Source organism: Bradyrhizobium sp. 930_D9_N1_4, assembly GCF_052076015.1.
Taxonomy (GTDB): Bacteria; Pseudomonadota; Alphaproteobacteria; order Rhizobiales; family Xanthobacteraceae; genus Bradyrhizobium.
The window spans coordinates 6,337,691-6,360,786 of sequence record NZ_CP197236.1 but is presented as its reverse complement, the minus strand read 5'-3'; the positions used below and the strand labels follow the sequence as shown (position 1 = coordinate 6,360,786).

Genomic DNA, 23,096 nt, shown 5'->3' with positions numbered 1-23,096 from the left:
ACATGCAGACAGCGCTTCGTACGTCCCTTCCGGAAACCGAGCTCGCCGGCCTTGCCAATTTCGCACCGACGGCCCGCGTGGCGCGCGAGGAGCGTCCGGCGCAGACCAGCGGCCTGCCGCTCAGCATCCGCGGCCTGCGCAAGTCTTACGGCGATAACGAGGTGCTGCGTGGCATCGACCTGCATATCCCCGCCGGCCAGTTCGTCGCCATTGTCGGCAAGAGTGGTTGCGGCAAGAGCACGTTGCTGCGCCTGATCGCGGGTCTGGAAAAGATCGACGCCGGCAGCATCAGCTTCGGTGATGCGGCGGTCAAGCCTGAGGACATTCGCGTGATGTTCCAGGAACCGCGGCTGCTGCCCTGGGCGCGCGTGCTGGCCAATGTCGAGGTTGGCCTCGGCCGTGATCGTTCTTCCAGCGATGCGCATGCCCGCGCGGAGCAGGCGCTGACCGAGGTCGGATTGACCGAGAAGTGCGACCAGTGGCCGTCGGTGCTGTCGGGCGGCCAGAAGCAGCGCGTCGCGCTCGGCCGCGCGCTGGTCTCCCGTCCGCGCGTGCTGGCCTTCGACGAGCCGCTCGGCGCGCTGGACGCATTGACCCGCATCTCGATGCAGCGTCTTCTGGAGCGCGTCTGGCGCGACCAGGGCTTTACCGCGATCCTGGTGACCCACGACGTTGCCGAGGCCGTCGCGCTGGCCGACCGGGTGCTGGTGATCGACGAGGGCCGCATTGCCCATGATGTCGTGGTTAACACGGCCCGCCCCCGCGAGCGCGGCTCCGCCGAGCTTGCCGCCCTGGAAGGCTCGATCCTGAGCCACCTTTTGTCGGCGGACGATCGTACCTAAATAGAGGGAACCCCGTTCGGGGACCATGCCATGAATGTAGTGCCGCGCGATCTCATGAACGAAATCCCCGTCTCGGCCGCCGATTTCCGCGGCGCCATGCGCCATCTCACCGGCGGCGTCAGCATCATCACCGCGGGGCGGGGCAAGGACATCACCGGCATGACGGTGACATCCGTCACCTCGCTGTCGGTCGACCCGCCGACACTGATCGTCAGCGTCAACCGCGATGCCTCGTCCTTCCCGCTGATCAAGCGTTACGGCGCCTTTGGCGTGAACATGTTGGCCGCCGATCAGCTCGACGTCGCCGAGCGCTTTGCCGGCAAGGGCGGTCTCAAGGGCGCCGATCGCTTTGCGGGCAGCCAATGGGTGACGGCGGTCTCCGGCGTTCCGCTACTGGTCGGCGCATTGTCCGCCGTCGATTGCGAGGTCGAGGAGATCGTCGAGCGCCACTCGCACGGCATCGTCATCGGCCGCGTCAGGTCGGTCAGGAATTCGACCCGCAACGCCGCGCTCGCCTATTGGCACGGCCAGTATGTGGCGGTCGACCAGGACGAAGACGCGGCACGGCTCGCGGAGGTCAGTGTTCCCACGCACAGCCGGCGCGGCGCCTAGGCTGGCCTTTTCCCCGTCATCGCTCTAGAAGCGCTGCCTGAGCCTCCGGTCGGGACGGCAATGGAGCGGATCGATGAAGCGCGTCGCGACCCTCGCCTTCTACGCCATCGGCGCGCTCGCGATCGCCTATCTCGCGCTCTACGCCTATGCGATGTTCTCAGGCCAGCCGATCGTGCCGGGCGACCCCATCCACATCTTCCGCAAGCCGGATGCGCCGAGCTATTCGCAGGATTTCACCCCAAGGACACGCCGGCCTTGGCCCGGCTGATCCCGAGCGTCAGGATCCGCTGCAGCAGATCCCCGTATTTCAGCCCGTCGTGCAGAGCCGCCGTCGCGAACTCCTGGCTCTTCGCGATTTCGGGGTTGGGGTTGGCTTCGATGAAATACGGCGTACCGTCAGCGGCGAGGCGAAAATCGATGCGCGCGTAGCCGTCGAGGCCGAGCGCCCGATAGATGCGCTTGGCCGCACGCTGGATGCGCGCGGTGACTTCCGGCGCGAGATCTTTCGCCGGTCCGTCGACGATGCCGACCTTCTCCTGGTAGTCGGTGTCGTGCTTGGCCTTTTCAGTGGCGATGTGCCGTGACCTGCGTCCGCCCATGCTGCCGAATTTCAATTCCCAGACCGGCAGCACGCGCAGTCGATTGTTGCCGAGCACGCCGACATAGAGCTCGCGTCCCTCGATGAACTGCTCGGCGATGGCGGCGGTTTCGCTGCGATCGTGGATGAAGGCGACGCGCTCCGCGAGCTTTTCGTCGGTATCGACGATGGAGGCCTGAGAAATACCGGCAGATCCATCCATGTTGAGGGCTTTGACGATCAGCGGCAGCGCGAGATGCTTCGGCCGCTTGACCTTGCGTCGCATCGGGAAGACGGCGAAGGCCGGCACCGCGATGCGGCGGTGGTGCACCAGCGTCTTGGACAGATCCTTGCCGCGCGCGAGGATCAGGCCGCGCGGGTTGCATCCGGTGTAGGGGACCTTCATCAGTTCGAGATAGCTGGCGATGTGCTGGTCGTAGGCGACGTTGTTGTGGAATTCCTCCAGCAGCGTGAAAACCACGTGCGGCTTGAATTGCTCGATCGCTTCGCGGACCGGCTTGATCTCTTCCTGCGCGCCGAGTACGCGAACCTCATGTTTGCCCGCGCGCAGGGTGCTGACGACGTCGTATTCCGTCTTCCAGTTATTGATTTCCTGCGGTGTGTATCCGTCGCTTGAATCCGGCGGCAGGAAGTCCGGATGCATCAGCACCAGAATGCGTTGACGTCTCATAGCGCGATCCATTTGCGCCGCGACGGGCCGAATAACGCGTGCATCGTCTTGGCGGTCACGAGGACGGTGAAATCGAGAACGAGCTTCTGTTCGGGGCCGACCGCGCGCAGATCGAGCTCGCGGCAACGGGAGATCATGTCGTCAAGCACGGCATCGAGCGTGAGCTGGTTCTCGCCCGTCCACCGTGCGACGAGTTGCCTGATCTGGGCCCGGTGCCGCCTGATCAGGCTCGAAGCGGGTTTGGAGCGATGATGTCGTGGATCGGCGGAGAAAAGCCGGGAGAGGTCGCGGTCGTAGGTCTTGGGCGGCGTGAAGGCGTAGAAGGCCTGCTTCTTTTTGTAATGGTCTTCGAGTGTCTGGCTGAGCTTGCTCAGTGGATCGACGCGCTCGCGCGTCGTAATCAGCGGTCGTTTTCCCGCGATCTCGCCCATCAGCTCGTCGACATATTCGAGCTTCTTCAGCGCCGGCCAGCCGGCATAGCGCGCCCGCCAGTTCGAGCGCGGCCGCAGCCACACCGCAAAGGTCTCGGCAAAATCCTCGTCCGGGTGGCTCTGCGCATACCACAGCCGGAGGTGCTGGACGTAGCGGCGGCTCGCGGGGTTGGGCCGGTAGTAACGCGGATAGTGCTTTGACGACGGACCGAACAGCTGCTGCCAGCGCCGGCGGCGCTGCAATTGGTAGCCGTGCTGCAGCGCATGGCCGGCTTCGTGACGGAGGATGGCCATGCACTCACGCCAGGTTCCACCCTCGACGTCGAACATCATCTTCTTCTCGAGCTTCATCAGGCGAGGATGGGCGAGATAGAAGGGAAGCGCGATGCCGGGCACGTCTCCCGGACTGAACCATTCGCTTGAAATCCACGTGTGCGGCCGCAGCCGGATGCCCCGCTCTTCGAGCTCTTCGTAGAGTGTGGCAACGCAGTCTTCGAGCCAGGTGCCTTCGACCGTAACCTTCAGGCTACTCAGGCGCTGCTGGAGCAGTTCCTCGTCCGACAGCTTTTCCCAAGCGAATTTCCGGCGCGGCATCAGGTATCCAGGCAGGGATGACTCAATGTCACGATGATGTCATGGGCGGCCGTCGGCAACAACCCGTGGGGGCGGGCAGGCGTGCCGCAGCGCGAGGTGCCGTAGGGTGGGCAAAGCGAAGCGTGCCCACGATCTGTATCCATCACGGAGAAATGGTGGGCACGGCGCGTTGCGCCTTTGCCCACCCTACGAGACCTTTCGGGATCGCGAAGCCTAGTCGAACAGGCTCGACACCGACTCTTCCGCAGCCGTGCGCGCGATCGCGTCCGAGATCAGGCTGGCGATCGGCAGCGTGCGGATGTTCGGCGCCTTGGTCACCGCGTCCGTCGGCAGGATCGAGTCGGTGATCACGAGCTCCTTGAGCCTGGAGCCGGCGATGCGGGCAGCGGCGCCGCCCGAGAGCACGCCGTGGGTGATGTAGGCGTAGACTTCCTTGGCGCCCTTGGCGATCAGCGCGTCGGCCGCGTTCACCAGCGTGCCGCCGGAATCGACGATGTCGTCGACCAGGATACAGCTGTAGCCGGCGACGTCGCCGATCACGTTCATGACCTCGGATTCGCCGGCACGTTCGCGGCGCTTGTCGACGATCGCGAGCGGGGTGTTGATGCGCTTGGCCAGGCCGCGGGCGCGGGCGACGCCGCCGACATCGGGCGAGATCACCATGACCTTGCTGAGGTCGAAGCGTTCGCGGATGTCGCGCACCATCACGGGGGCCGCGAACAAATTGTCGGTCGGGATATCGAAGAAGCCCTGGATCTGTCCGGCATGCAGGTCGAGCGTCATGACGCGGTCGACGCCGGCATGGGTGATCAGGTTGGCGACGAGCTTGGCCGAGATCGGCGTGCGCGAGCCGGAGCGGCGGTCCTGCCGGGCGTAGCCGAAATAGGGGATCACCGCGGTGATGCGGCGCGCCGAGGAGCGGCGCAGCGCGTCGGTGATGATCAGCAGCTCCATCAGATTGTCGTTCGCCGGAAACGAGGTCGACTGGATGATGAAGGCATCCGAGCCGCGGATGTTCTCCTGGACCTCGACGAAGATCTCCATGTCGGCGAAGCGCCGGACCACCGCTTTGGTCAGCGGCATGTCGAGGCCTTGCGCGATGGCCTGCGCGAGGGCCGGATTGGAGTTGCCGGCGACAAGCTTGATGGAGCCGTTCTTGGCCGACATGGACGCTTCCTCCCGCGCTTTGCTGGATACGACGTTCAACATCAGAAAATACCCACTGACAGCACGGTTACGACGGGCGAGGAAATATCAGGCCGGGGGCTGCGATGGCAACCCGGGATGCTACGTTTTCCCTCTGAAATCCTGAGTCTGGCCAACGGCTTGGCCGCATCTTGAGGCCGTGGTTTAGCGGGGGTTATCGCGCGGCATAGCCGAGCGCCGAGGCTGGCATGTCGGGCGTGGGGGACTCCGGGATCACGCTGGCCACCGCCGGTCCGCGCAAGGCGGGAGCCGCGCCCGGGGCATCCGGCGTTCCGTTGATCATGTTGGAAAGTCCGCTGAATCCGGCCTGGGCGATCTTCCGCAGCACGAGGTCGTCGGCAGCCTGCCAGGGATCGCGGCCACCCTTGGCGGCGGTCGGTTCCTCGCCGGTCAGGCGTAGCGCCCGCTGCTGGTTGGCGTCATAGACGTCCCAGACCCACGCGATCACGGTCTTGCCGCGCACCACCTGGGCGGAGAGGTAGCTGCGCACGCGGTAGGCAGCCGTTCCCTCGCGGGAGACCACGGACAGGCTGCGCAGCTTGGATTCGCTGTCGAGCACGCCGACCATGCGGTCGAACACCTGCGGCGGGGGGCCATCGATCGATTCGAAGGCCACGGTCGCGCCGCTGCCGCCGCTCGGCGCCATCGCATAGGAGTTGGCGGCACCACTGCCGCCACCGGCGCAGCCGGCCAGCACGGTCGCAGCCGCCAGCAGCATAACCGCCAGCACGCGCGAACCCGCACGGCTCAGAAAAGATGACGCGTCCCTCATTATGGAGGGCAGCGATATCGTTAAAACGCATTAACGTCTAGGGCGGGGGCGACACAGATCCGGGGCAATACGGGCACGATATTTGTGCATCGCCCCGGAATGACACGACGTTGCCGGTGTGTTCACCCCTCGAGCGCAATCGCGTGAACGTGACGGCCGTAATCCGGCTCCTTGCGGTGCACCGAGCGGCGATAGCTGAAGAAGCGTTCGTCCGCGTAGGTGTCGAGACCGACGTCGTCGATCATGAGAATGCCGGCAGCCTCGAGCCGCTTGCGGATGAAGCCGGCGAGATCGAACATCGCATGGCCCTCGCGCACCGACGGGATGAAGAACATCGCGTTGTCCGCGTCGGCTTCGATGAAACGCGCCACGAACTCGTTGCCGACTTCGTAACTCTCCTGCCGGATCAGCGGGCCAATCGCGGCGATGATGCCGCTGCGGGTCGCGCCGAGCTTTTCCATCGCCGAAATCGTGGACTCCAGCACGCCGGTGAGCGCGCCCTTCCAGCCGGCATGCGCGCCGCCGATCACGCCCGCGTTGGGGTCGACGAACAGCACTGGGCCGCAATCGGCGGTGGAGACGCCGAGCGCGATGCCGGGCGTGTTCGTCACCAGCGCATCGCCCTTCGGTCGCGGTCCGCTCGGCCACGCGCGGTCTGCGACGAGCACGTCGGGCGAATGGATCTGGTGCAGGCTGAGAAAACGGTCCGGCGCGACGCCGACATGCTCGGCCATGCGCCGGCGGTTTTCCGCGACGAGGGTCTGATCGTCGCTGGAGCCGAGCCCGCCGTTAAGCGCGGAATAGATGCCGCTGGAAACGCCGCCCTCACGCGTGAAGAAGGAATGGCGCAGGCCGGGCACCGCAGACAGCAGCGACGAGGTGAGCGTCATCAGTTCTCTCCGGCCTGTTCGAGATCGCTGAGACCGGCAATGCCTGTCAGCCGCGGCTCGGAAATGCCGAGCACCTTGAACATCGAGCCCATGCCGCTGCGCCCGGTATCGGTCAGGCGCTTGAGCGCGATCGAAATGTCGGTGGCGACCTCAGGCGTTGCCTTCTGCATCAAGGCATTGGCGCGGGTGTCGATGCCGACGCGCTTGAGGAAATCGCCCTGCGTCACCGGACCGTGCACACGCGCGCCGACATCCTCCGCGGCCCGCGCCAGCGCCTGGAAGTCGACATGGGCGGTGACGTCGGCCTGGCCCGGCGCCTTCAGCGGATCGGTGAAGGTGTGGCGGGCGATCGCCTGGAACGTGTCGCCGGCATCGCTGCGCAGATGGCCGTAATCAATGATCAGCGCCGCACCGTCCTGGTCGCGCACGCGCGTCGCAAGCTTCATGACCTCGCCGTCGGGCCGCCATTCGAACACGGCGCCGACGGGCGCCGCGCGCACCAGAGACGGCAGCAGCACGTCGAAGCGCGGGGTCGGCTCGGCCGCGGCGCCGAATTGGAGCTTGCCGTTGGGATCGATCTCGATCACGCGCTCGTGCCAGCCGTTCTCGCGCTTGACCATTTGGTGGATCGGCAGCACGTCGAAATATTCGTTGGCGAGGATGATGCTCGGCCCCTCCGGCACGTCGTCGATGCTGTCGTGCCAGGCGATGTTGCGCACGCCCGACAGCGTCGCGCTTTGCCGCTCACGCAGGACCGGATTGACCTCGACCATGTGGATGTGAAGCGCCTGATAGAGCGGCGGCAGCACGCGGAGCGCGCGCAGCGCATCCGCCATCATGGTGCCGCGGCCCGGGCCGAGCTCGATCAGCCGCAGAAATTGCGGCGAGCCCATCTGTTTCCACACCGAGGCGGTCCACAGTCCGAGCAACTCGCCGAACATCTGGCTGACCTCGGGGGAGGTGGTGAAGTCGCCCTCACGCCCGAGCGGATCGCGCGAGATGTAATAGCCATGACGCGGGTGCATCAGGCACAGTTCCATGTACCGCCAGACCGGCATGGGGCCTGAGGATTTGATCAGCGCCTTGATCTCGTTGATGAGCGACTGTTCGGTCACGGTCTGTTTTCTCGAAAGGAATTAACGAATAGCCCCTGCGGGCTTCGGCGCACCGCGCCTGACTGCCAATACAATAAGTATGCCGCCCACGATAAGCATCGGGATCGACAACAGCATGCCCATGGTTAATCCGCCCCAGAGGAAGCCGAGCTGCGCGTCCGGTTCGCGGAAATGCTCGCCGACGATGCGGGTCAGGCCATAGATCAGGATGAAGGCGCCGAGGATCATGCCGGGCCGTTTGAGGGCGCCGAAGCGGATCATGATCGCGAGCACCGTGAACAGCAGGATGCCTTCCATGCCGGCCTCGTAGAGCTGGCTCGGGTGGCGCGGCAACTGCATCGGATCGTGCGGGAAGATCATCGACCAGGGCAGGCTGGGGTCGGTGGCGCGGCCCCACAACTCGCCGTTGATGAAATTGGCGAGGCGCCCGAGCAGGAGCCCGACCGGGGCGACTGCCGTGGTGATGTCGCCGAGCGACAGGATCGAGATCCCGTTGCGATAGGCGAACCACATCACCGCGACGACGCAGCCGAGGAAGCCGCCATGGAAGGACATGCCGCCCTCCCACAATTTGAAGATCGCGGCAGGGTGATCGATGAAGAAGGGCAGGTTGTAGAACAGCACGTAGCCGGTGCGGCCGCCGAGGATGATGCCGAGCGTGACCCACAGGATGAAGTCGTCGATCTGCACCAGCGACATCGGTGCAGGCCCGCCCCACAGGCGCTCTTTCTTCAGCAGCGAGCGAGCATAGAGCCAGCCGAACACGATGCCGCTGATATAGGCCAGCGCATACCAGCGGATCGCGAACGGACCGATCTCGATGGCGATCGGCTTGAAGGCGGGAAAGTCGATGAGAAGAAGCTGCATCAGGCTTTCTATGTCTAGACGAGATTGCGGCGATAGAGCGCCAGCAGGCGCTCCCAATGCCGCTCGGCGGCGTCGCGGTCGTAGACCGGACGCTTGGGGAAGGCGAAGCCGTGATGCGTGCCGGGATAGATCTCAACCTCGGCTTTCGCGCCGCTCATGCCCTGCTTGACCTTCTCGATGATCTCGGTCGGCGCGTAGATGTCGGTCTCGGCGCAGGCGAAATAGAGCTCGGCCTTGGTCTTGGCGGCCGCGAGATGCGGGCTGTTGTCTTCGTCAGTTGCCAGATGCGTTCCGTAGATCGAGGCGGCGGCCTTGACGCGATCGGGAAAATGCGTGGCGGCGTTGACGGCGTAGCGGCCGCTCATGCAATAGCCGACGGTGCCGACGATTTTGGTGTTCGCAGCCGGCTGGCCCTCGGCATAGGCGAGCAGCGCCTTGGTATCGTCCATGATCATGGGAATGTTGATCGAGGCCATCAGCGCGAACATGCGCTTGCGCTCCGGTGCGTTCGGATCGGCCGGCAGCGCGCCGAGCTCCATCACGCCGGAGCGGTAATACAGGTTCGGCAGCATCACGTAATAGCCCGAGGTCGCCAGGCGCCGTGCCATGTCGCGCAGCTCCTCGCGGATCGCCGGCGCATCCATGTAGAACAGGACGACCGGAAACGGCCCGCCGCGTTCGGGATGGGTGATGAAGGTCGCGGTGTGGCCGTCCTTGGTCGGGATCGCGATCTGCTGGTCGATCATCTCATGCGCTTTCTGATTCTTGTTATGCAGGGACGTTGAATACGATTGCAAGGAAACCGCGGCATGACAAGGATACCGCCGATCGGCCCTTGAACCGCTCCGCGTGGATTGCCATTGTCTTTTCAACTGTTCGCGTAAAGTTTATCGAAGCTGCCAGGAGGCCGACATGACCCAGACCAACAACCGGTTTTTCGACGAGATCGGCCGCCTGATGAACGATGCCGCCGGCGCCGCCCAGGGCGTCAAGCGCGAGGTCGACACCGTGCTGCGCACCCAGGCCGAAAAATTCCTGCGCGACATGGATCTGGTCAAGCGCGAGGAATTCGAGGCGGTCAAGGACATGGCCCGCCTGGCGCGTGAGGAGAACGAGGCCCTGAAGGCGCGGATTGCCGCGCTGGAGGCGAAGCTCGGCGGGTAGTCCAACTAAGGTCGTCATGCCCGGGCTTGTCCCGGGCATCCACGCCTCCCCTCAATGCGGCAGCACGTGGATGGCCGGGTCAAGCCCGGCCATGACGGCGCGGGGGATGGCAGCGGTTCCCGCAAAAAATCCCCGCATTTCCTTGTCATTTCCGAGTCTTCCGGGTAAAAGCCCGCCACGTCCGTGGCCCCCGCACCCCTGGAGGCTTGCTGTGGACGATGCCATGGGCCGCGCTGCGGCCCATTAACTTTTGCAAAAACAAGGACTTAGACTATGGCGACGACCGTCAAGGAATTGAAGGCGACCGCACGTCCGAAGAGCGGCAAGGGGGCCGCCCGGGCTGAGCGTCGCGCCGGGAGAGTGCCCGGAGTGATCTATGGTAACAACCAGCCCCCGCTCCCCATCTCGGTTGACGACCGCGAATTGCGTACGCGCATTCTCGCCGGCCGGTTCCTGACCACGCTGGTCGACGTCGAACTCGACGGCAAGAAGCACCGCGTGATTCCGCGCGACTACCACCTCGATCCGGTCAAGGATTTCCCGATCCACGTCGACTTCATGCGGCTCGGCGAAGGCGCCACCATCCGCATCAGCGTTCCCCTGCATGTCGTGAAGGCGGAAGGCTCGCCCGGCGTGAAGCGCGGCGGCGCCGTCAACATCGTCGCGCATTCGATCGAGCTGGAGTGCGGTGTCGAGAACATCCCGCAATACATCGAGGCCGATGTCGGCTCGCTCGAAATCGGCCACTCGCTGCATCTCGCCGACATCAAGCTGCCGGCCGGCGTCAAGGCGCTGACCTCCGAGGACGCGACCCTCGTCACCATCGTGCCGCCCTCCGGCTACGCCGAAGAACAGAAGGCTGCTGCGGCTGCTACGGCTCCGGGTGCTGCTGCTCCGGCGGCTGGTGCTGCTCCGGCGGCTGGCGCTGCTGCTCCGGCGGCTGGCGCGAAGGCTCCGGCCGCGGCTGCCAAGGCTCCCGCCGGCGACAAGAAGAAGTAATCTCTCAAAAGAGCTGGTGCGCGGTCCCTGACCGCGCGCTGGCTGAGGGGCGCGCCGCGTCATGCGACTGTTTGTTGGGCTCGGCAATCCCGGCGCGAAATACGCACGTAACCGGCACAATATCGGCTTCATGGCCGTCGACGAGATCGCGCGGCGTCATGGTTTCGCACCGTGGCGCCGTCGTTTTCAGGGCGAGACCTCGGAAGGCGCGCTCGGACCTGAGCGCGTCATCCTGCTCAAGCCCACGACCTATATGAACGATTCCGGCCGCTCCGTGCAGGAAGCGGCAGGCTTCTTCAAGATCGCGCCTGGCGACGTCACCGTGTTTCACGACGAGCTCGAACTGCCGCCGGGCAAGGTGCGGGTGAAGATCGGCGGCGGTATCGCCGGCCACAACGGCCTGCGTTCGATCTCGGCGCATATCGGCAACGAGTATCGCCGGGTGCGGCTCGGCATCGGTCATCCCGGCGTCAAGGAGCTGGTGCATGGCCACGTGCTGTCGGACTTCGCCAAGGCCGACAACGACTGGGTGGCGACGCTCTGCGACGCCGTTGCCGAGCACGCGGCACTGGTTGCCAAAGGCACGGACGCGACCTTCGCCAACAGGGTGCACCTCGCCATGCAGGCGAAGGGATTTTTGACCAAGGACGATAACGGCGAGAAGCAGGGCTAGCTTTCTCCGTCATGCCCGGACTTGTTCCGGGCATCCACGTTCTTGGCGCTGCGGACAGAAGTCGTGGATGGCCGGGTCAAGCCCGGCCATGACGAATACAGATAGAGGACGACCATGGGATTCAAATGCGGGATCGTCGGATTGCCCAATGTCGGCAAATCGACCTTGTTCAATGCACTGACCGAGACGGCCGCGGCGCAGGCTGCGAATTATCCGTTCTGCACGATCGAGCCGAATGTCGGCGAGGTCGCGGTGCCCGATCCCAGGCTCGACAAGTTGTCGGCGATCGCCAAATCGGCGCAGATCATCCCGACCCGGCTGACCTTCGTCGACATCGCCGGCCTCGTGCGCGGCGCCTCCAAGGGTGAAGGCCTCGGCAACCAGTTTCTGGCCAACATCCGCGAGACCGACGCCATCGCGCATGTCGTGCGCTGCTTCGAGGACTCCGACATCACCCATGTCGAGGGCAAGATCGCGCCGCTGGCCGACATCGAGACCATCGAGACCGAGCTGATGCTCGCCGACCTCGACAGCCTCGAGAAGCGCGTCGACAATCTCACCAAGAAGGCCAAGGGCAACGACAAGGACGCCAAGGAGCAGCTCGACCTCGTCAACCGCACGCTGGTGCTGCTGCGTGACGGCAAGCCCGCGCGCCTGGTCGAGCGCAAGGCGGAGGAGGAGCGTGCCTTCGGGATGCTCGGCCTGTTGTCGTCAAAACCCGTGCTCTATGTCTGCAACGTCGAGGAAAGTTCGGCCGCCACGGGCAATTCGTTCTCCAAGGCGGTGCAGGACCAGGCCGCCAAGGAAGGCGCCGTTGCCGTCGTGATCTCGGCCAAGATCGAATCCGAGATCGCAACGATCTCGCGTGACGAGCGCACCGACTTCCTGGAGACGCTGGGTCTCGAAGAGGCCGGCCTCGATCGCCTGATCCGGGCCGGCTACACGCTGCTCGACCTCATCACCTATTTCACGGTGGGCCCGAAGGAAGCGCGCGCCTGGACCATCTATCGCGGCACCAAGGCGCCGGGCGCCGCCGGCGTGATCCACACCGATTTCGAAAAAGGCTTCATCCGCGCCGAGACGATTGCCTATGAAGACTACGTCGCACTGAACGGCGAAGCCGGCGCCCGCGATGCCGGCAAGCTGCGCCTCGAAGGCAAGGAATACGTCGTCGCCGACGGCGACGTGATGCATTTCCGGTTTAATACGTAAGCCGAAGCTCGTGCCCCGGACGCAGCGCAGCGCTCTTGCGGTGCGCTGCAGAGCCGGGGCCCAGGAGTCTTGATTACGGATGCATGGGTCCCGGCTCTGCGGCGCGTCACTGCGTGCCGCACCGCGTCCGGGACACGAGATCTAGCGAACCCCGCCGCCCTGATCCCTGATCGCGCCGAGATGCTCGTTGATGCGGAACACGATCAGGATCAGTTCCGCGGCGATGCGCGAGAACACGATGCCGACGACCACGCTGGCGATCGAGGACAACAGCATCAGGAAGCCGCCGAACGGGCTGATCGCCATCATCGCGAGGCCGGAGAAGATGCCGGAGAGGCCGAACAGGCAGATCAGCGCGATCACCAGCCAGTAGAAGGTCTTGATGATCGTCGGCGTGATAAACCGGTCCCACTGAAACAGGTCGCTGAAAGAAAACATTGCTCTCCCCAGAACAAATAGGGCCTTGTCAAATCGGGCTTCGGTCCTCGGTTGGACCGACTCAAACCAAAGCCGCGCCGAATGTAGCACGAGCCATGCGGGCCGGCGGGTTGAGATTGCCGCAAAGTGCGGCCACAATCTGTCATTCCCTCAAAGCTTTCCCAAGATGACCCTGACATTCGAAGACTTCCCGCCCGGCCGGTTCGGAACATTCGGTCCGCGCCATGTCACTCGCGACGAGATTTTGGCTTTCGCCGCCGAATTCGACCCGCAACCGATGCACCTCGACGAGGACGCCGCCAGCAGAAGCATGCTGCGCGGCCTGTCCGGCTCCGGCTGGCACCTCTGCTCGCTGATGATGCGGATGATGGCCGACGGTTTCATCACCCGCGCCGCGTCGCTGGGATCGCCCGGCGTCGACGAGGTGCGCTGGCTGTCGCCGCTCAGGCCAGGCGACGAATTGACACTCGATGTCGACGTCGTGGAAGCGCGCACCTCGAAGAGCCGGCCCACACTCGGCATCGTCAAGTTCAAGTGCACCGTGCGCAACGCGTCGGGGCAGGCGCTCGCCGAGATGACCTCGCCGATCCTGATCAAGCGGCGCGAGGGAGCGGTCTGATGCGGTTCTTCGATGACATCGAGATCGGCCAGCGCCGCGAGATCGGCGCTTACAATTTCACGGCGGACTCCATCAAGACGTTCGCCGCAAAGTTCGATCCGCAGCGCTTCCACCTCGACGAGGAGGAAGGCAAGAACTCGCTGTTCGGCGGGCTCGCCGCCTCCGGCTGGCATGTCGGCTCGGCCTGCATGAGCCTGCTCGTTGCCGACGGCCAGCGTCTGGCGCGCGAGGCGGCCGCGCGCGGCGAGGAGGTTGCGGTGTGGGGCCCGTCGCCGGGCTTTCGCGACCTGCGCTGGATCAGGCCGGTGCTGGCCGGCGACACCGTCGCCTACGTCAACGTCGTCATCGACAAACGCACATCGGCTTCGCGTCCCGGCTGGGGCATTCTGACCGCCCAGACCACCGGCACCAATCAGCGCGGCGAGGAGGTCTATTCCATCACCGCCAGCGCCTTCGTGCCGATGCGCTCCAAGGGCGCTTGACGAGACCTCACTCGCAATAGGTCTTGCCGCCGAACGAGAAGCATTTGCCGCCGCCGCGAGCCGCCGGTGCGCTGCGCGGCGCGGCGGGCTCCTGACGCGTCACGGTTTTGGGCTTCGGCGCCGGTTCGGGCCGCTTCTCGCAGGCGCCGCCGGCGTTGAGGACATAGCCGCTCGAACAGCCGATCTGAACGCAGCGATCGCCCTCGGCGCGCTGCCCCTTGGCGCAGACCAGCGGACAGACCCGGTCGCTCCTGCTGCGGACCGAGTCCAGCGCGTCGAGGCTCGCCAGCTTCACGTCGAAGTTCGTGGAGGCACTTTTGTTGAAGAGCTCCAGCGCAGTTCGCGAGCCGTCATCCCATTTGCCGTCGACATTGCCGGGATTGCAGCCGACCCGCTTCAAATGGGCCTGGAGCAGCCGCGCGATGTCGGACGGATCCATCTTCGGTGCGGCGGGAGGCGGCTCCGGCGCGGGTGGCTGGCTCGGCGTGAGCGCCGCCAGCTTCTCCGCCTGAACCCTGTCGGCCTGGATCTTGTCGGCTTGGGCTTTGGCGTCGCGCTTGGCCTGCTCGACCTGAACCTGGACCTGGATCTGCGCATCGGCTGCTGCCCGGCGCCTTGCGTCGTCGACCTGCGCCCGGGCCGCATCGGCCTGCTGCCGGGCCTGGTCGGCCTGCCGCCGCGCCTCGTCCAGCTCCTTCTTGGCCTGCTCCGCGATCTGCGCGCGTGCCTCGTCGAGATCGCGTTTGGCCTGCTCGGAGAATTTTTGCTTGGCCTCCGCAGTCTGGCGCGCGCTCTGCTCTTCCAGCTGCCGGCGGAAGTCGGCGGCCTTCTGCGCCGCCAGATCGTCGGCCTGGCGTTTGGCGTCGTCGGCCTTGGCGCTGCTCTGCTGGGCTGCCTCGAGCTTGCTGTTCTGTCCGCGGGCGAGATTGGCGAAGAAGCCGGCCGGATGTTTGGCCAGGAAGGCGTCCCAAGTCTCCCTTGTGCCGACCTGCGCCGCCAGCTCGTAATCGACACGCGCTTCGGCTTCGGGATCGACAACGCGCGGCACCAGCGCAACGGTATCGCCGCCGAGCGATCCGTAGACGAACGGCTCCTGGCGATTGTTGGTTGCCTTCAGCACCTCGTCGCGCACGCGGCCGAACGCGATCCGCAGGTCGAGCCCGGGCTCGACGATGTTCCGCACCAGCGCCGTGGCGAACGGGCTGTTCTGTCCGTCGCCGTCGCTCGCCACCGCGCCAGCCTTGGCGGCGAACGCGATCAGCGTGTCCGACATCGACGGTTCGACCTTGGCAAGGCCGCGCCCGATCGCGCGGCTGGCGACGGTGCGTTTCATGCTGGTGGCGAAGGGATTGTCGCGGCAGGCGTCAAGGATGACGAGCTTGAGCCGCTTGGCGCCGTCGAGCGCGCGCATCACGCGATCGAGCGAGATGGTCTCGTCCTCGATGTCGAAATCGCTCGCGAGCTTGGCGTCGGCCGGCACCAGATAATTGACGCCGTCGACCTCGATGCCGTGGCCGGCATAGTAGACCACCGCCACGTCGGCATCCTGCGACGTCAGCGAGAAGTCGCGGATGGCGCGGCGCAGCTCGGAGATGCCGAGATCGCGCTTATTATCCACGGCGTCGAAGCCGGCCTTCTTGAACAGGGCCGTCATCGCGTCGGCGTCGCGCGCGGGATTGGTGAGTCGCGGGACCTGCTTGTAGGCGGAGACGCCGATGACCAGCGCGACGCGCTTGCCGGCCCAGGCGGCGTCGGTGGAGATCGAAAAGATCAGCGCGAGCAGAACAAAAAAGGCGGAACGCACGGATAGTCTCCGCGAGTGCAATAAAAATCCCTATCAAAGCCCGAATGGACGGACAACCGCCGTCCCGCCGGAAACCTTAACTGGCGAAGGCGTTGCCGCTCTGGATCGAGCAGCTCGGCGAGGTCGTGGTCACGCCTGACAGTTCGTACATCACGCCGTTCGGAGCCTTGCGGCGGATGATGCCGCCGGTATGCCCCTCGATCACGTTGACCGAGCAACTGGAGAAGCCGGGATCGAAGGTCACGGTGATCTGGCGCGCGCCGACCTCGTAGGGGATCACGCCGACCAGCCTGTCGCCCTGGAAATTGAAGCTGCCTTTGCCCTGGCCCGGCGCGATCTCGCCACTCCGGTCGCCGCCGCGGTTGGTGGCCCGGAAACGGCTGAACAGGCGCCCGGCGCTGCTGACATAGATGATCCGCGATATCTTGGTGGTGAAGCCCTTCGACTGGCCGTCGGGCGATTTCGACATGCCGGTGGCGGCAAAGGAGATCGTGATGGTCTTGTTCAGGACGCCCGCGGGTGCGGCGAAGGCGCAGCTCGCGTGCAACGCAAAAACAATGGAGGCAGTCAGGCAAATCGTGCGCATTGCAAAACTCCCCGTCTGAAAGGCTGCATCATAGCGATAGCGTCGCGCCTGTCCAAGATCGACGCGCAGGGCGAACCGGATTTGTGTGAGGAATTGCACGCAAAGCCATCGAGGATGCCGAAACGAGAACGGCCGCCCGTGAGGCGGCCGTTCGTTCAGGTTGCCGGGAGCTGCGGCCGCGATCAGGCGTAGTCGCTGCCGCCATCGTCGCCGCCGCCGAAATCACTGTCGTCGGCCACGTCCATGTTGCCGTTGTCGTGGTCGTCGTCGGCGTAGTTCTGATCGTTGTTGTTGTCGCGGTCGTTCGAGGCCTGGTCGGAGAAGCTCTGGCGCGACTCCCGGTTCGAGCCGATGTCGTTGAGGCCGGCATCGCGCGCGAGCGATCCGCCGGACTGGTCGCTGCTACCACCCCAGGGACTTCCACCAGAACTGCCCAGGGAATTGGTGTCACCGAAGGCCTGCTGGTGCGATCCGCCCATCATGCCGCGGATGCTGGAGAGCAGCAGCGAGCCGCCGACCACACCGGCCGCGGCCGCCGCTGCGGTGCCGAGGAACGAGCCGCCACCACCGCCGACCGGCGGGGCGCCATAGCCCGGAGCCTGTTGACCCGGGCCCTGACCATAAGCCTGTCCGTAGGGCGGCTGGCCGTAGCCCGGCTGTTGCGGCGGCATCGCCTGACCGGTGTTCCAGACCGGCCGCTGCTCACGCTGTGGCACGTTCGGAACCGAGCCGCGCGAGGGGCCGCCGCCGAACAGCGTATCGCGCATGGTGTCGAGGAAGCCGCCGGACTGGGCCTGTTCGGGTGCCTGTCCCGCTTCCAGCTCCTGGATGCGGTGATGGGCGCGCTTCAGGGCTTCGTCCTGCAACAGCGTGGTCTGCACCAGCGCGTAGACGGCGCCGGGGGCCTTGCGCAGGCCATCGGAGATCGCGGCGATCGCATCGGGATCGCGCGGTGCGTTTTCCAGTTTCGAAAGCCGGTCGAAAAGCTCGTCGACGAGCTGGCGTTCCTGCGGCGTCATGATCAGTCTCCCTCGCGCAAACCAAGCGCGAGGCAGATGTAGGGTTCCATTGTGGCCCCAACAGTGCCGGCCATATTAAATTTCGGTATGCGACAAGCTGCCCGGTGGCTTGCTTTCGGCGGTTTTCACCCCAGCGTGACGCCGCTGTCCGCCAGCAGGCGCGCAAACGCGTCGCCGGCGAGATAAGCGTGCTCGCGCTCGCGGACATCCGTCATCGGATCGAGGCCTGTGAGGATGTCGTCGACGAAGCCGGGGTGGCACATCACGAGGCCGCCGTCGGTGAGGCCTTCGAGGAATTGTCGCATCAGCACGCCGAAATCGGTGTCGCGCGTAAAGTCATAGGCGCCCGCGAAGCCGGGATTGAAGCTGAGGCCGGCCGTGCCGGCGCGACGGCGGAATTGCGCGCTGAGGATATCGAGCACCATGGCTTTCGGTGAGGCCAGCCGCTGCGCCAGCGGCAGGTCGCGGCCGCCCTGACGCACCCAGGCTTGTGGCGCGACTTCGGCGACCGCGTCGACAAAGCCGTCGCGCACCTGCGGATAGAGCTGCACATGCTGGTGACCGTCGACGAAGTCAGGCACGCGCCCGAAGGCCTCTATGAAGGCGGCCAACTGCGCCTTCACCTCGTTGCGAAAGAATTCGCGGTCGAGCCGGCGCATCAGACCCGCGCGCAGCAGTTTCGGGAACGGCATGAACATGTCGCCGTCGAGCGGGCGGAAATGCATGGTGAGCGGCCGGAACGGCGCCGACAGCGTTACGTGCAATCCGATGGCGCAACGCGGGCTTTGCCCGGCCGAGACCTGAAGCGCCTCGATCTCGCCGCGTTCGATCGCAGGTCCGACCATCATCACCGAGGTGGCATTGAGACGGCCGCGTTCGATGAGGTCGCGGATGGCGCGGTTGACGCCCGGGCTGATGCCGTAATCGTCGGCGCAGAGCCAGATCCGCCGCAGGCCTGCGGCGGCGCTCATTCGGCCGCCGTCCGCTTCGAGGCGTCCTGGCTTGAAGCGTCCTGGGCCTTGTCGGTCTCGGCACGCTTTTCGCTGTGCTCGGCGACGAAGTAGATCGGACGCGCCTTCAGCTCGGACAGGATCTTGCCGATATACTCGCCGACGATGCCGATCATGATGAGCTGCACGCCGCCGATCGTCATCAGGCCGATCACCAGCGAGGGATAGCCGGGCACCTGCTTGCCGGTGGTCCAGACCTCCCAGAGGATCGAGATGCCGAACAGGAAGGCGCCGCCGGCGAGAATGACGCCGAGCAGGCTGGCGAAGCGCAGCGGTGCGACCGAGAACGAGGTCACCCCTTCGATCGAAAGGCCGAGCAGGCGCGCGGCGCTGAAGGTCGTCACGCCGTGGGTGCGCGGCGCGGGCTCGTAGTCGACGCGGATCTGGCGGAAGCCGATCCAGCTGGCGAGGCCCTTGAAGAAGCGGTTGCGCTCCGGCAATTGCCGCAGCGCTGCGACTGCGCGTGGCGACAGCAGGCGGAAGTCGCCGGCGTCCTCGGGGATCTTCTGCCGCGCGCCCCAATTGATCAGCGCGTAGAAACCGCGCCCGGCGAGCCGCCGCAGGAAGGGCTCGTTGTCGCGATGCGCCTTGGCGGTATAGACGACGTCATAGCCGTCCTCGATCCAGTGCCGCACCAGCTGCTCGACCAGAGCCGGCGGATGCTGGCCGTCGCCATCCATGAACATCACGGCGCCAAGCCGGGCATGGTCGAGGCCGGCCATCAGCGCGGCTTCCTTGCCGAAATTGCGCGACAGCGAGACGACCTGGACGTCGACCGCATCGGCCGGCAGGTTGCGTGCGATCGACAGTGTCGCATCCGCGCTGCCGTCGTCGACATAGACGACCTCGCAGGCGAGGCGATAACGCTCCCGCAGGGTCCTCGCGAGATCGCAGATGCGCTGATGCAGGAAGGCGAGGCCCGCCGCCTCGTTGTAGACGGGGACGACAATCGACAGTCCCTTCGCGGCGGCGCTCACCGCGGTGGTCGTCATGCCGGAAACGTCAGAGCCCAGCGTCATCGATCAAGGTTCCAGAGGCGTCTAGTTGTCTCAACAGCATATGGTAGCTGCCGTTTGCTGTCGCTACGCTGAACGAACCTGCTCAGCAAACTTTGGGCTCACCGCCGCAGGAACGCCTCGAGCCTGGCGAACAGCGGGTTCTCGCGGTCGAACACGTAGTCGAGCGAAACCACCGAGACGGTCTCGGCGCCGTGCTCGCGCAGGAAGCTCGCCAGCGCATAGAGCTGACCGGGCGGGCAGTGCAGCGTCAGCATGCCCGACGAGGTCGGGCCGCCGAACGGGGCTTCGACGCCGAACCGCTCATGGGCCTCAGTGAGCAGGGCTTCGTCGCACTGCCGGAAGCGCGTGCGGACCTCGCGGTATTTGTTGGCCCGCGCCCGCGCTGCGATGTGATCGAGGATGATTCGCGCGGTCTCCCGTGCCTGCGGCGACCAGTCGGCGTCCTTCGACGCCACCAGATTGGCCTGGCTGCGCAGGATCACGCCGTCGTCGAGCACCCGTAGACCGTTGGCGGCGAGCGTCGCGCCCGTGGTGGTGATGTCGACGATCAGCTCGGCGCTGCCGGCCGCGGGCGCGCCCTCGGTCGCGCCGGCGCTTTCGACGATGCGGTAATCGGTGATGCCCTGGCTCTGGAAGAACGCGCGGGTCAGGTTGATGAACTTGGTCGCGACCCGCATCCGCATGTGATGCTGCTCGCGGAAGCCGGTGGTGACGTCGTCGAGATCGGCCATGGTGCGGACGTCGATCCACGCCTGCGGCACAGCGACGACGACGTCGGCATAGCCGAAGCCGAGCCCGTCGATCAGGGACACGCGCTTGTCGGCGTCAGGGATGTTCTCGCGCACCAGGTCCTCGCCGGTGACGCCGAGATGCGCAACGCCGCGCGACAGCTGCGAGGCGATCTCGCTGGCCGAGAGATAGGCGACCTCGACATTGTCGAGCCCTGCGATGATGCCGCGATAGTCGCGGGCGCCGCCGGCCTTCGACAGCTTGAGCCCGGCGCGGGCGAAGAAGGCTTCGGTGTTTTCCTGAAGGCGGCCCTTGGAGGGAACGGCCAGAACGAACGGCGCGCTCATGACTTAGGCTCCACCTTGCGGCCGATCTTCGTCAGCGCATCCACCCAGACCGAGAAGCCGACCGCAGGGATCGGCTCGGTTGAACCGAGCTGGGTCATCAGCCCGTCATAGCGGCCTCCGGCGACCAGCGGCTCGGTGCCGTTGCCGCGGTGATGCAGCTCGAATTCGAAGCCGGTGTAATAGTCGAGGCCGCGCCCGAACGCGGTCGAGAATCGTGTCTGCTTCACGTCGATGCCGCGTGCGGCCATGAATCCGACCCGGCTTTCGAACTGGTCGATGGCGGCTGCGAGATCGAGCTTTGCATCAAGGGTGAGCGCGCGCAGCTCGGCGACGGCGTCGTCGGGATTGCCGGAGATGCCGAGGAAGCGCTTGAGCACGGCGATCGCCTCGCGCGGCAGGGCGCCGCCCTTCAGCGTCGACTGCTCGAGGAAGCGGTCGGCGATCTCGGCCGTGGAGCGGCCGCCGACATTGGTGGTGCCGGCGATCGACATCAGGTCGGTGACGAAGGCGAGCGCCGCCTTGCGGTCGGAGCCGGCGAGCGCGGCCAGCACGCCCTCATATTCGCTGCGGGTCGCGGTGGTCGCGGCCGCCAGCTTCTCCAGGTCCTTTTCCAGGCTGATCTTGCGGTTGAAGTCCTTGACCAGGCGGCGGCGCCAGACCGGGTAGAGGTCGAGCGCGTCGAGCAGCGCGTTGAACAGCGCCACGTCGCCGGTGCGGATCTCGACATCGCGGACGCCGAAAGCGGCGGTCGCTTCCAGCGCCAGCGCCAGCATTTCGGCATCGGCCGCGGCGCGATCCTGGCGGCCGAACGATTCGATGCCGGCCTGCAAAAATTCACTCGCCTGGCCGCTGCGGTAGCGGAACACCGGACCGAGATAGCTGAACCCGGCCGGCTGGCCGGCGCGCCCCGAGGCGAGGTAGTCGCGGGCGACGGGAATGGTCAGGTCCGGCCGCAGGCACAGCTCCTCGCCGGACAGGTCCGTCGTCAGATAGAGGCTCTTGCGGATGTCCTCGCCCGAGAGGTCGAGAAACGGCTCGGCCGGTTGCAGGATCGCGGGCTCAGCCCTGACATAGCCGGCCTGCGCGAACGACAAGAGCAGCGTATCCGCCCAGGCGGCGGAGCCGGCAGCATTTGAGGTGGCAGTCGCGGTCATCACAGGGGTCCATCGTCCCGGTGGAACCGGGCAAGGCAAAGGAGGCGAATTGGCGCAGCCCTTAGCATGGCCCGGAAGCGGTTTCGACCTCCAAAGGATCAATCGCTTAATGGCTCTGGACGTGGGGGAGGGTTGACCCGGTCGAAACGATAATAGGTATTTAAATACCTGATCGGTGTTCGACCCGAATGACCTTCAGTCAGTTCGGCCAGGGACGTCTCTGGAAAAATCGACAGGGGAGGCATCGGTCGAAACGAAGGTGAGCCCTTTCCTCAGATCCGGCGTCAGCCGCGAGCCGCTCTGCGAGCGCGAGGATTCTCTGCCTCTTGCCCGGGTCCGTTATGCCGAGAAATGCTTTGATCAGCTCCAGTTCTTCGCGTCGCCGCATGTCCGATGCAACATCGTCGTCCATGGTCCAAATCGTCCTGCGCGGTCGCCGGCCTCAGGGAGCCGGCATCTTCGAAGCGGTTAGATACGATCGTCGCGCATGAAAGTTTCGGCGGCCAATCGCGAATTGTTCGACGCACACACTTCAACGCACCTGCAGCAACAGGTCGAGCGTCACAATGAGAAATTGAGGACGATAGGCAAGTCGTCGCATACTCATTTTGGGTATGGCGGATGACACGTTCGCTGCTGCCTTCGTTTACAATGTGAATGTTGGTTCGATTCATGCGCAATGACTCAGATGTTATCCGGACGGTCTCGCGACACACGCTGGCCTATATGCTGTTCTCGATCAGCGAGATGTTCCGGAACTACGACGAATTCGACCCGCTGGACCTTCTGATCGTTCATGCGATCCTCAACGCGAACGTCATCAATGTGATGAACGATCCGTCGCTGGACGAGCAATTCTCCAGCATCCATGCGGTCGAGCCGGATGTGATCAAGCAGGGAGTGTCCCGGGCAGCACTCTCCCGCTTCCTCAGCCTGCCGCTCGAGACGGTGCGCCGTCGCGTGACGGGACTTAAGCGGCGAAAGATTCTCGCCGAGACCAAGGAGGGGCTGATCGTGACCGAGCAGAACGCATTCAGGTTTGGAAACAATCACGAACTGCAGAAGACCAACATGCTGCTGCTCACCAAGCTGCTTCGCGACCTCAAGCGCGCCGGCATCAATGGGCCGGAGGATCTGCGCGCCCCCAAGGAAACGTTCAAGGATAATTCCAAGGATAATTCCAAGGATGCTTCCAAGAATGCTCCCAGGGGCGCTGCGTCCACCAGGAAGGCGAAATAAGCGGC

26 protein-coding genes are annotated in these 23,096 nt (G+C 65.2%); 10 read left to right on the top strand and 16 right to left on the bottom strand.

The window, feature by feature from the left end:
• Positions 1-2 precede the first annotated feature (2 nt).
• From AB7532_RS30260 to AB7532_RS30250, 3 genes are all read left to right on the top strand, one after another.
• The gene (locus AB7532_RS30260; RefSeq protein WP_441238330.1) at positions 3-842 is read left to right on the top strand and encodes an ATP-binding cassette domain-containing protein; all 840 of its coding nucleotides are present in this window, start codon (positions 3-5) and stop codon (positions 840-842) included.
• A gap of 30 nt (positions 843-872) precedes the next feature.
• Entirely contained in the window at positions 873-1,454 is a 582-nt protein-coding gene (locus tag AB7532_RS30255) for a flavin reductase family protein (RefSeq protein WP_441238329.1), read from the top strand.
• Positions 1,455-1,527: 73 nt separating this feature from the next.
• Positions 1,528-1,722: a hypothetical protein gene (locus tag AB7532_RS30250; protein ID WP_441239428.1), complete on the top strand. Its 195-nt coding sequence runs from the start codon at positions 1,528-1,530 to the stop codon at positions 1,720-1,722.
• Here the strand turns inward: AB7532_RS30250 and AB7532_RS30245 are convergent.
• The 8 genes from AB7532_RS30245 to AB7532_RS30210 all read right to left on the bottom strand — a co-directional run bounded on the left by AB7532_RS30245 (position 1,688) and on the right by AB7532_RS30210 (position 9,343).
• On the bottom strand, positions 1,688-2,722 hold the full coding sequence (locus AB7532_RS30245; RefSeq protein ID WP_441238328.1) for a D-alanine--D-alanine ligase family protein: 1,035 nt from the start codon (positions 2,720-2,722) through the stop codon (positions 1,688-1,690). The two genes, AB7532_RS30250 and AB7532_RS30245, sit on opposite strands and share 35 nt — an antisense overlap.
• A complete protein-coding gene (locus AB7532_RS30240) occupies positions 2,719-3,747 on the bottom strand; it encodes a putative zinc-binding metallopeptidase (RefSeq protein ID WP_441238327.1) in 1,029 nt (342 codons plus the stop codon). The genes AB7532_RS30245 and AB7532_RS30240 overlap by 4 nt, the downstream gene beginning before the upstream one ends.
• Positions 3,748-3,960: 213 nt before the next feature.
• Positions 3,961-4,914, bottom strand: coding sequence for a ribose-phosphate pyrophosphokinase (locus tag AB7532_RS30235; protein WP_441238326.1), 954 nt, complete (start codon positions 4,912-4,914; stop codon positions 3,961-3,963).
• Positions 4,915-5,107: 193 nt separating this feature from the next.
• Positions 5,108-5,725: a hypothetical protein gene (locus tag AB7532_RS30230; RefSeq protein ID WP_441238325.1), complete on the bottom strand. Its 618-nt coding sequence runs from the start codon at positions 5,723-5,725 to the stop codon at positions 5,108-5,110.
• Between the two features lie 122 nt (positions 5,726-5,847).
• On the bottom strand, positions 5,848-6,615 hold the full coding sequence (gene pgeF, locus AB7532_RS30225) for a peptidoglycan editing factor PgeF (protein ID WP_441238324.1): 768 nt from the start codon (positions 6,613-6,615) through the stop codon (positions 5,848-5,850).
• Positions 6,615-7,730: a class I SAM-dependent methyltransferase gene (locus tag AB7532_RS30220; protein ID WP_441238323.1), complete on the bottom strand. Its 1,116-nt coding sequence runs from the start codon at positions 7,728-7,730 to the stop codon at positions 6,615-6,617. Before AB7532_RS30220 ends, pgeF begins: the two co-directional genes overlap by 1 nt.
• 21 nt (positions 7,731-7,751) lie before the next feature.
• On the bottom strand, positions 7,752-8,597 hold the full coding sequence (gene lgt / locus AB7532_RS30215) for a prolipoprotein diacylglyceryl transferase (protein ID WP_441238322.1): 846 nt from the start codon (positions 8,595-8,597) through the stop codon (positions 7,752-7,754).
• Positions 8,598-8,611: 14 nt separating this feature from the next.
• Positions 8,612-9,343, bottom strand: coding sequence for a dienelactone hydrolase family protein (locus AB7532_RS30210; RefSeq protein WP_441238321.1), 732 nt, complete (start codon positions 9,341-9,343; stop codon positions 8,612-8,614).
• Between the two features lie 166 nt (positions 9,344-9,509).
• On the opposite strand from AB7532_RS30210, the gene AB7532_RS30205 reads away from it, so the two are divergent.
• The 4 genes from AB7532_RS30205 (at position 9,510) to ychF (ending at position 12,645) form a co-directional block, all read left to right on the top strand.
• Positions 9,510-9,761 carry an accessory factor UbiK family protein gene (locus AB7532_RS30205; RefSeq protein WP_129267743.1) on the top strand — a complete coding sequence of 84 codons (252 nt, stop codon included), beginning with the start codon at positions 9,510-9,512 and terminating at the stop codon, positions 9,759-9,761.
• 273 nt (positions 9,762-10,034) lie between these two features.
• The gene (locus AB7532_RS30200) at positions 10,035-10,760 is read left to right on the top strand and encodes a 50S ribosomal protein L25/general stress protein Ctc (RefSeq protein WP_441238320.1); all 726 of its coding nucleotides are present in this window, start codon (positions 10,035-10,037) and stop codon (positions 10,758-10,760) included.
• Between the two features lie 61 nt (positions 10,761-10,821).
• Positions 10,822-11,433 carry an aminoacyl-tRNA hydrolase gene (gene pth, locus AB7532_RS30195; RefSeq protein WP_441238319.1) on the top strand — a complete coding sequence of 204 codons (612 nt, stop codon included), beginning with the start codon at positions 10,822-10,824 and terminating at the stop codon, positions 11,431-11,433.
• Positions 11,434-11,547: 114 nt separating this feature from the next.
• Positions 11,548-12,645, top strand: a complete 1,098-nt coding sequence (gene ychF / locus AB7532_RS30190) for a redox-regulated ATPase YchF (RefSeq protein ID WP_441238318.1) — start codon at positions 11,548-11,550, stop codon at positions 12,643-12,645.
• Positions 12,646-12,786: 141 nt separating this feature from the next.
• Here ychF and AB7532_RS30185 read toward each other — a convergent pair whose 3' ends face one another.
• Positions 12,787-13,083, bottom strand: a complete 297-nt coding sequence (locus AB7532_RS30185; protein WP_441238317.1) for a DUF4282 domain-containing protein — start codon at positions 13,081-13,083, stop codon at positions 12,787-12,789.
• Between the two features lie 166 nt (positions 13,084-13,249).
• Between AB7532_RS30185 and AB7532_RS30180 the strand changes: the two genes are divergently transcribed.
• The gene (locus AB7532_RS30180) at positions 13,250-13,702 is read left to right on the top strand and encodes a MaoC family dehydratase (protein WP_441238316.1); all 453 of its coding nucleotides are present in this window, start codon (positions 13,250-13,252) and stop codon (positions 13,700-13,702) included.
• Positions 13,702-14,184: a MaoC family dehydratase gene (locus AB7532_RS30175; RefSeq protein ID WP_441238315.1), complete on the top strand. Its 483-nt coding sequence runs from the start codon at positions 13,702-13,704 to the stop codon at positions 14,182-14,184. The genes AB7532_RS30180 and AB7532_RS30175 overlap by 1 nt, the downstream gene beginning before the upstream one ends.
• A gap of 7 nt (positions 14,185-14,191) precedes the next feature.
• Here AB7532_RS30175 and AB7532_RS30170 read toward each other — a convergent pair whose 3' ends face one another.
• The 7 genes from AB7532_RS30170 to AB7532_RS30140 form a co-directional block, all read right to left on the bottom strand.
• Positions 14,192-15,988 (bottom strand): caspase family protein, encoded by a 1,797-nt coding sequence (locus tag AB7532_RS30170; protein WP_441238314.1) that lies wholly within the window; start codon positions 15,986-15,988, stop codon positions 14,192-14,194.
• 76 nt (positions 15,989-16,064) lie between these two features.
• Entirely contained in the window at positions 16,065-16,574 is a 510-nt protein-coding gene (locus tag AB7532_RS30165) for a hypothetical protein (RefSeq protein ID WP_441238313.1), read from the bottom strand.
• A gap of 182 nt (positions 16,575-16,756) precedes the next feature.
• Positions 16,757-17,593: a DUF2076 domain-containing protein gene (locus AB7532_RS30160; protein WP_441238312.1), complete on the bottom strand. Its 837-nt coding sequence runs from the start codon at positions 17,591-17,593 to the stop codon at positions 16,757-16,759.
• A 125-nt stretch (positions 17,594-17,718) separates the two neighbouring features.
• On the bottom strand, positions 17,719-18,564 hold the full coding sequence (locus tag AB7532_RS30155) for a ChbG/HpnK family deacetylase (protein ID WP_441238311.1): 846 nt from the start codon (positions 18,562-18,564) through the stop codon (positions 17,719-17,721).
• A complete protein-coding gene (locus tag AB7532_RS30150; RefSeq protein WP_441238310.1) occupies positions 18,561-19,622 on the bottom strand; it encodes a glycosyltransferase family 2 protein in 1,062 nt (353 codons plus the stop codon). The genes AB7532_RS30155 and AB7532_RS30150 overlap by 4 nt, the downstream gene beginning before the upstream one ends.
• A 98-nt stretch (positions 19,623-19,720) precedes the next feature.
• On the bottom strand, positions 19,721-20,698 hold the full coding sequence (hisG, locus tag AB7532_RS30145) for an ATP phosphoribosyltransferase (RefSeq protein WP_441238309.1): 978 nt from the start codon (positions 20,696-20,698) through the stop codon (positions 19,721-19,723).
• The gene (locus AB7532_RS30140) at positions 20,695-21,852 is read right to left on the bottom strand and encodes an ATP phosphoribosyltransferase regulatory subunit (RefSeq protein ID WP_441238308.1); all 1,158 of its coding nucleotides are present in this window, start codon (positions 21,850-21,852) and stop codon (positions 20,695-20,697) included. The genes hisG and AB7532_RS30140 overlap by 4 nt, the downstream gene beginning before the upstream one ends.
• A 672-nt stretch (positions 21,853-22,524) precedes the next feature.
• Between AB7532_RS30140 and AB7532_RS30135 the strand changes: the two genes are divergently transcribed.
• Positions 22,525-23,091 (top strand): hypothetical protein, encoded by a 567-nt coding sequence (locus tag AB7532_RS30135; RefSeq protein ID WP_441238307.1) that lies wholly within the window; start codon positions 22,525-22,527, stop codon positions 23,089-23,091.
• Positions 23,092-23,096: the final 5 nt, after the last annotated feature.

Coding starts and splice junctions, on each gene's coding strand:
- AB7532_RS30260 (WP_441238330.1), top strand. CDS start 3: ATGCAGACAGCGCTTCGTACGTCCCTTCCGGAAACCGAGCTCGCCGGC.
- AB7532_RS30255 (WP_441238329.1), top strand. CDS start 873: ATGAATGTAGTGCCGCGCGATCTCATGAACGAAATCCCCGTCTCGGCC.
- AB7532_RS30250 (WP_441239428.1), top strand. CDS start 1,528: ATGAAGCGCGTCGCGACCCTCGCCTTCTACGCCATCGGCGCGCTCGCG.
- AB7532_RS30245 (WP_441238328.1), bottom strand. CDS start 2,722: ATGAGACGTCAACGCATTCTGGTGCTGATGCATCCGGACTTCCTGCCG.
- AB7532_RS30240 (WP_441238327.1), bottom strand. CDS start 3,747: ATGCCGCGCCGGAAATTCGCTTGGGAAAAGCTGTCGGACGAGGAACTG.
- AB7532_RS30235 (WP_441238326.1), bottom strand. CDS start 4,914: ATGTCGGCCAAGAACGGCTCCATCAAGCTTGTCGCCGGCAACTCCAAT.
- AB7532_RS30230 (WP_441238325.1), bottom strand. CDS start 5,725: ATGAGGGACGCGTCATCTTTTCTGAGCCGTGCGGGTTCGCGCGTGCTG.
- pgeF (WP_441238324.1), bottom strand. CDS start 6,615: ATGACGCTCACCTCGTCGCTGCTGTCTGCGGTGCCCGGCCTGCGCCAT.
- lgt (WP_441238322.1), bottom strand. CDS start 8,597: ATGCAGCTTCTTCTCATCGACTTTCCCGCCTTCAAGCCGATCGCCATC.
- AB7532_RS30210 (WP_441238321.1), bottom strand. CDS start 9,343: ATGATCGACCAGCAGATCGCGATCCCGACCAAGGACGGCCACACCGCG.
- AB7532_RS30205 (WP_129267743.1), top strand. CDS start 9,510: ATGACCCAGACCAACAACCGGTTTTTCGACGAGATCGGCCGCCTGATG.
- AB7532_RS30200 (WP_441238320.1), top strand. CDS start 10,035: ATGGCGACGACCGTCAAGGAATTGAAGGCGACCGCACGTCCGAAGAGC.
- pth (WP_441238319.1), top strand. CDS start 10,822: ATGCGACTGTTTGTTGGGCTCGGCAATCCCGGCGCGAAATACGCACGT.
- ychF (WP_441238318.1), top strand. CDS start 11,548: ATGGGATTCAAATGCGGGATCGTCGGATTGCCCAATGTCGGCAAATCG.
- AB7532_RS30185 (WP_441238317.1), bottom strand. CDS start 13,083: ATGTTTTCTTTCAGCGACCTGTTTCAGTGGGACCGGTTTATCACGCCG.
- AB7532_RS30180 (WP_441238316.1), top strand. CDS start 13,250: ATGACCCTGACATTCGAAGACTTCCCGCCCGGCCGGTTCGGAACATTC.
- AB7532_RS30175 (WP_441238315.1), top strand. CDS start 13,702: ATGCGGTTCTTCGATGACATCGAGATCGGCCAGCGCCGCGAGATCGGC.
- AB7532_RS30165 (WP_441238313.1), bottom strand. CDS start 16,574: ATGCGCACGATTTGCCTGACTGCCTCCATTGTTTTTGCGTTGCACGCG.
- AB7532_RS30160 (WP_441238312.1), bottom strand. CDS start 17,593: ATGACGCCGCAGGAACGCCAGCTCGTCGACGAGCTTTTCGACCGGCTT.
- AB7532_RS30155 (WP_441238311.1), bottom strand. CDS start 18,564: ATGAGCGCCGCCGCAGGCCTGCGGCGGATCTGGCTCTGCGCCGACGAT.
- AB7532_RS30150 (WP_441238310.1), bottom strand. CDS start 19,622: ATGACGCTGGGCTCTGACGTTTCCGGCATGACGACCACCGCGGTGAGC.
- hisG (WP_441238309.1), bottom strand. CDS start 20,698: ATGAGCGCGCCGTTCGTTCTGGCCGTTCCCTCCAAGGGCCGCCTTCAG.
- AB7532_RS30140 (WP_441238308.1), bottom strand. CDS start 21,852: ATGACCGCGACTGCCACCTCAAATGCTGCCGGCTCCGCCGCCTGGGCG.
- AB7532_RS30135 (WP_441238307.1), top strand. CDS start 22,525: ATGCGCAATGACTCAGATGTTATCCGGACGGTCTCGCGACACACGCTG.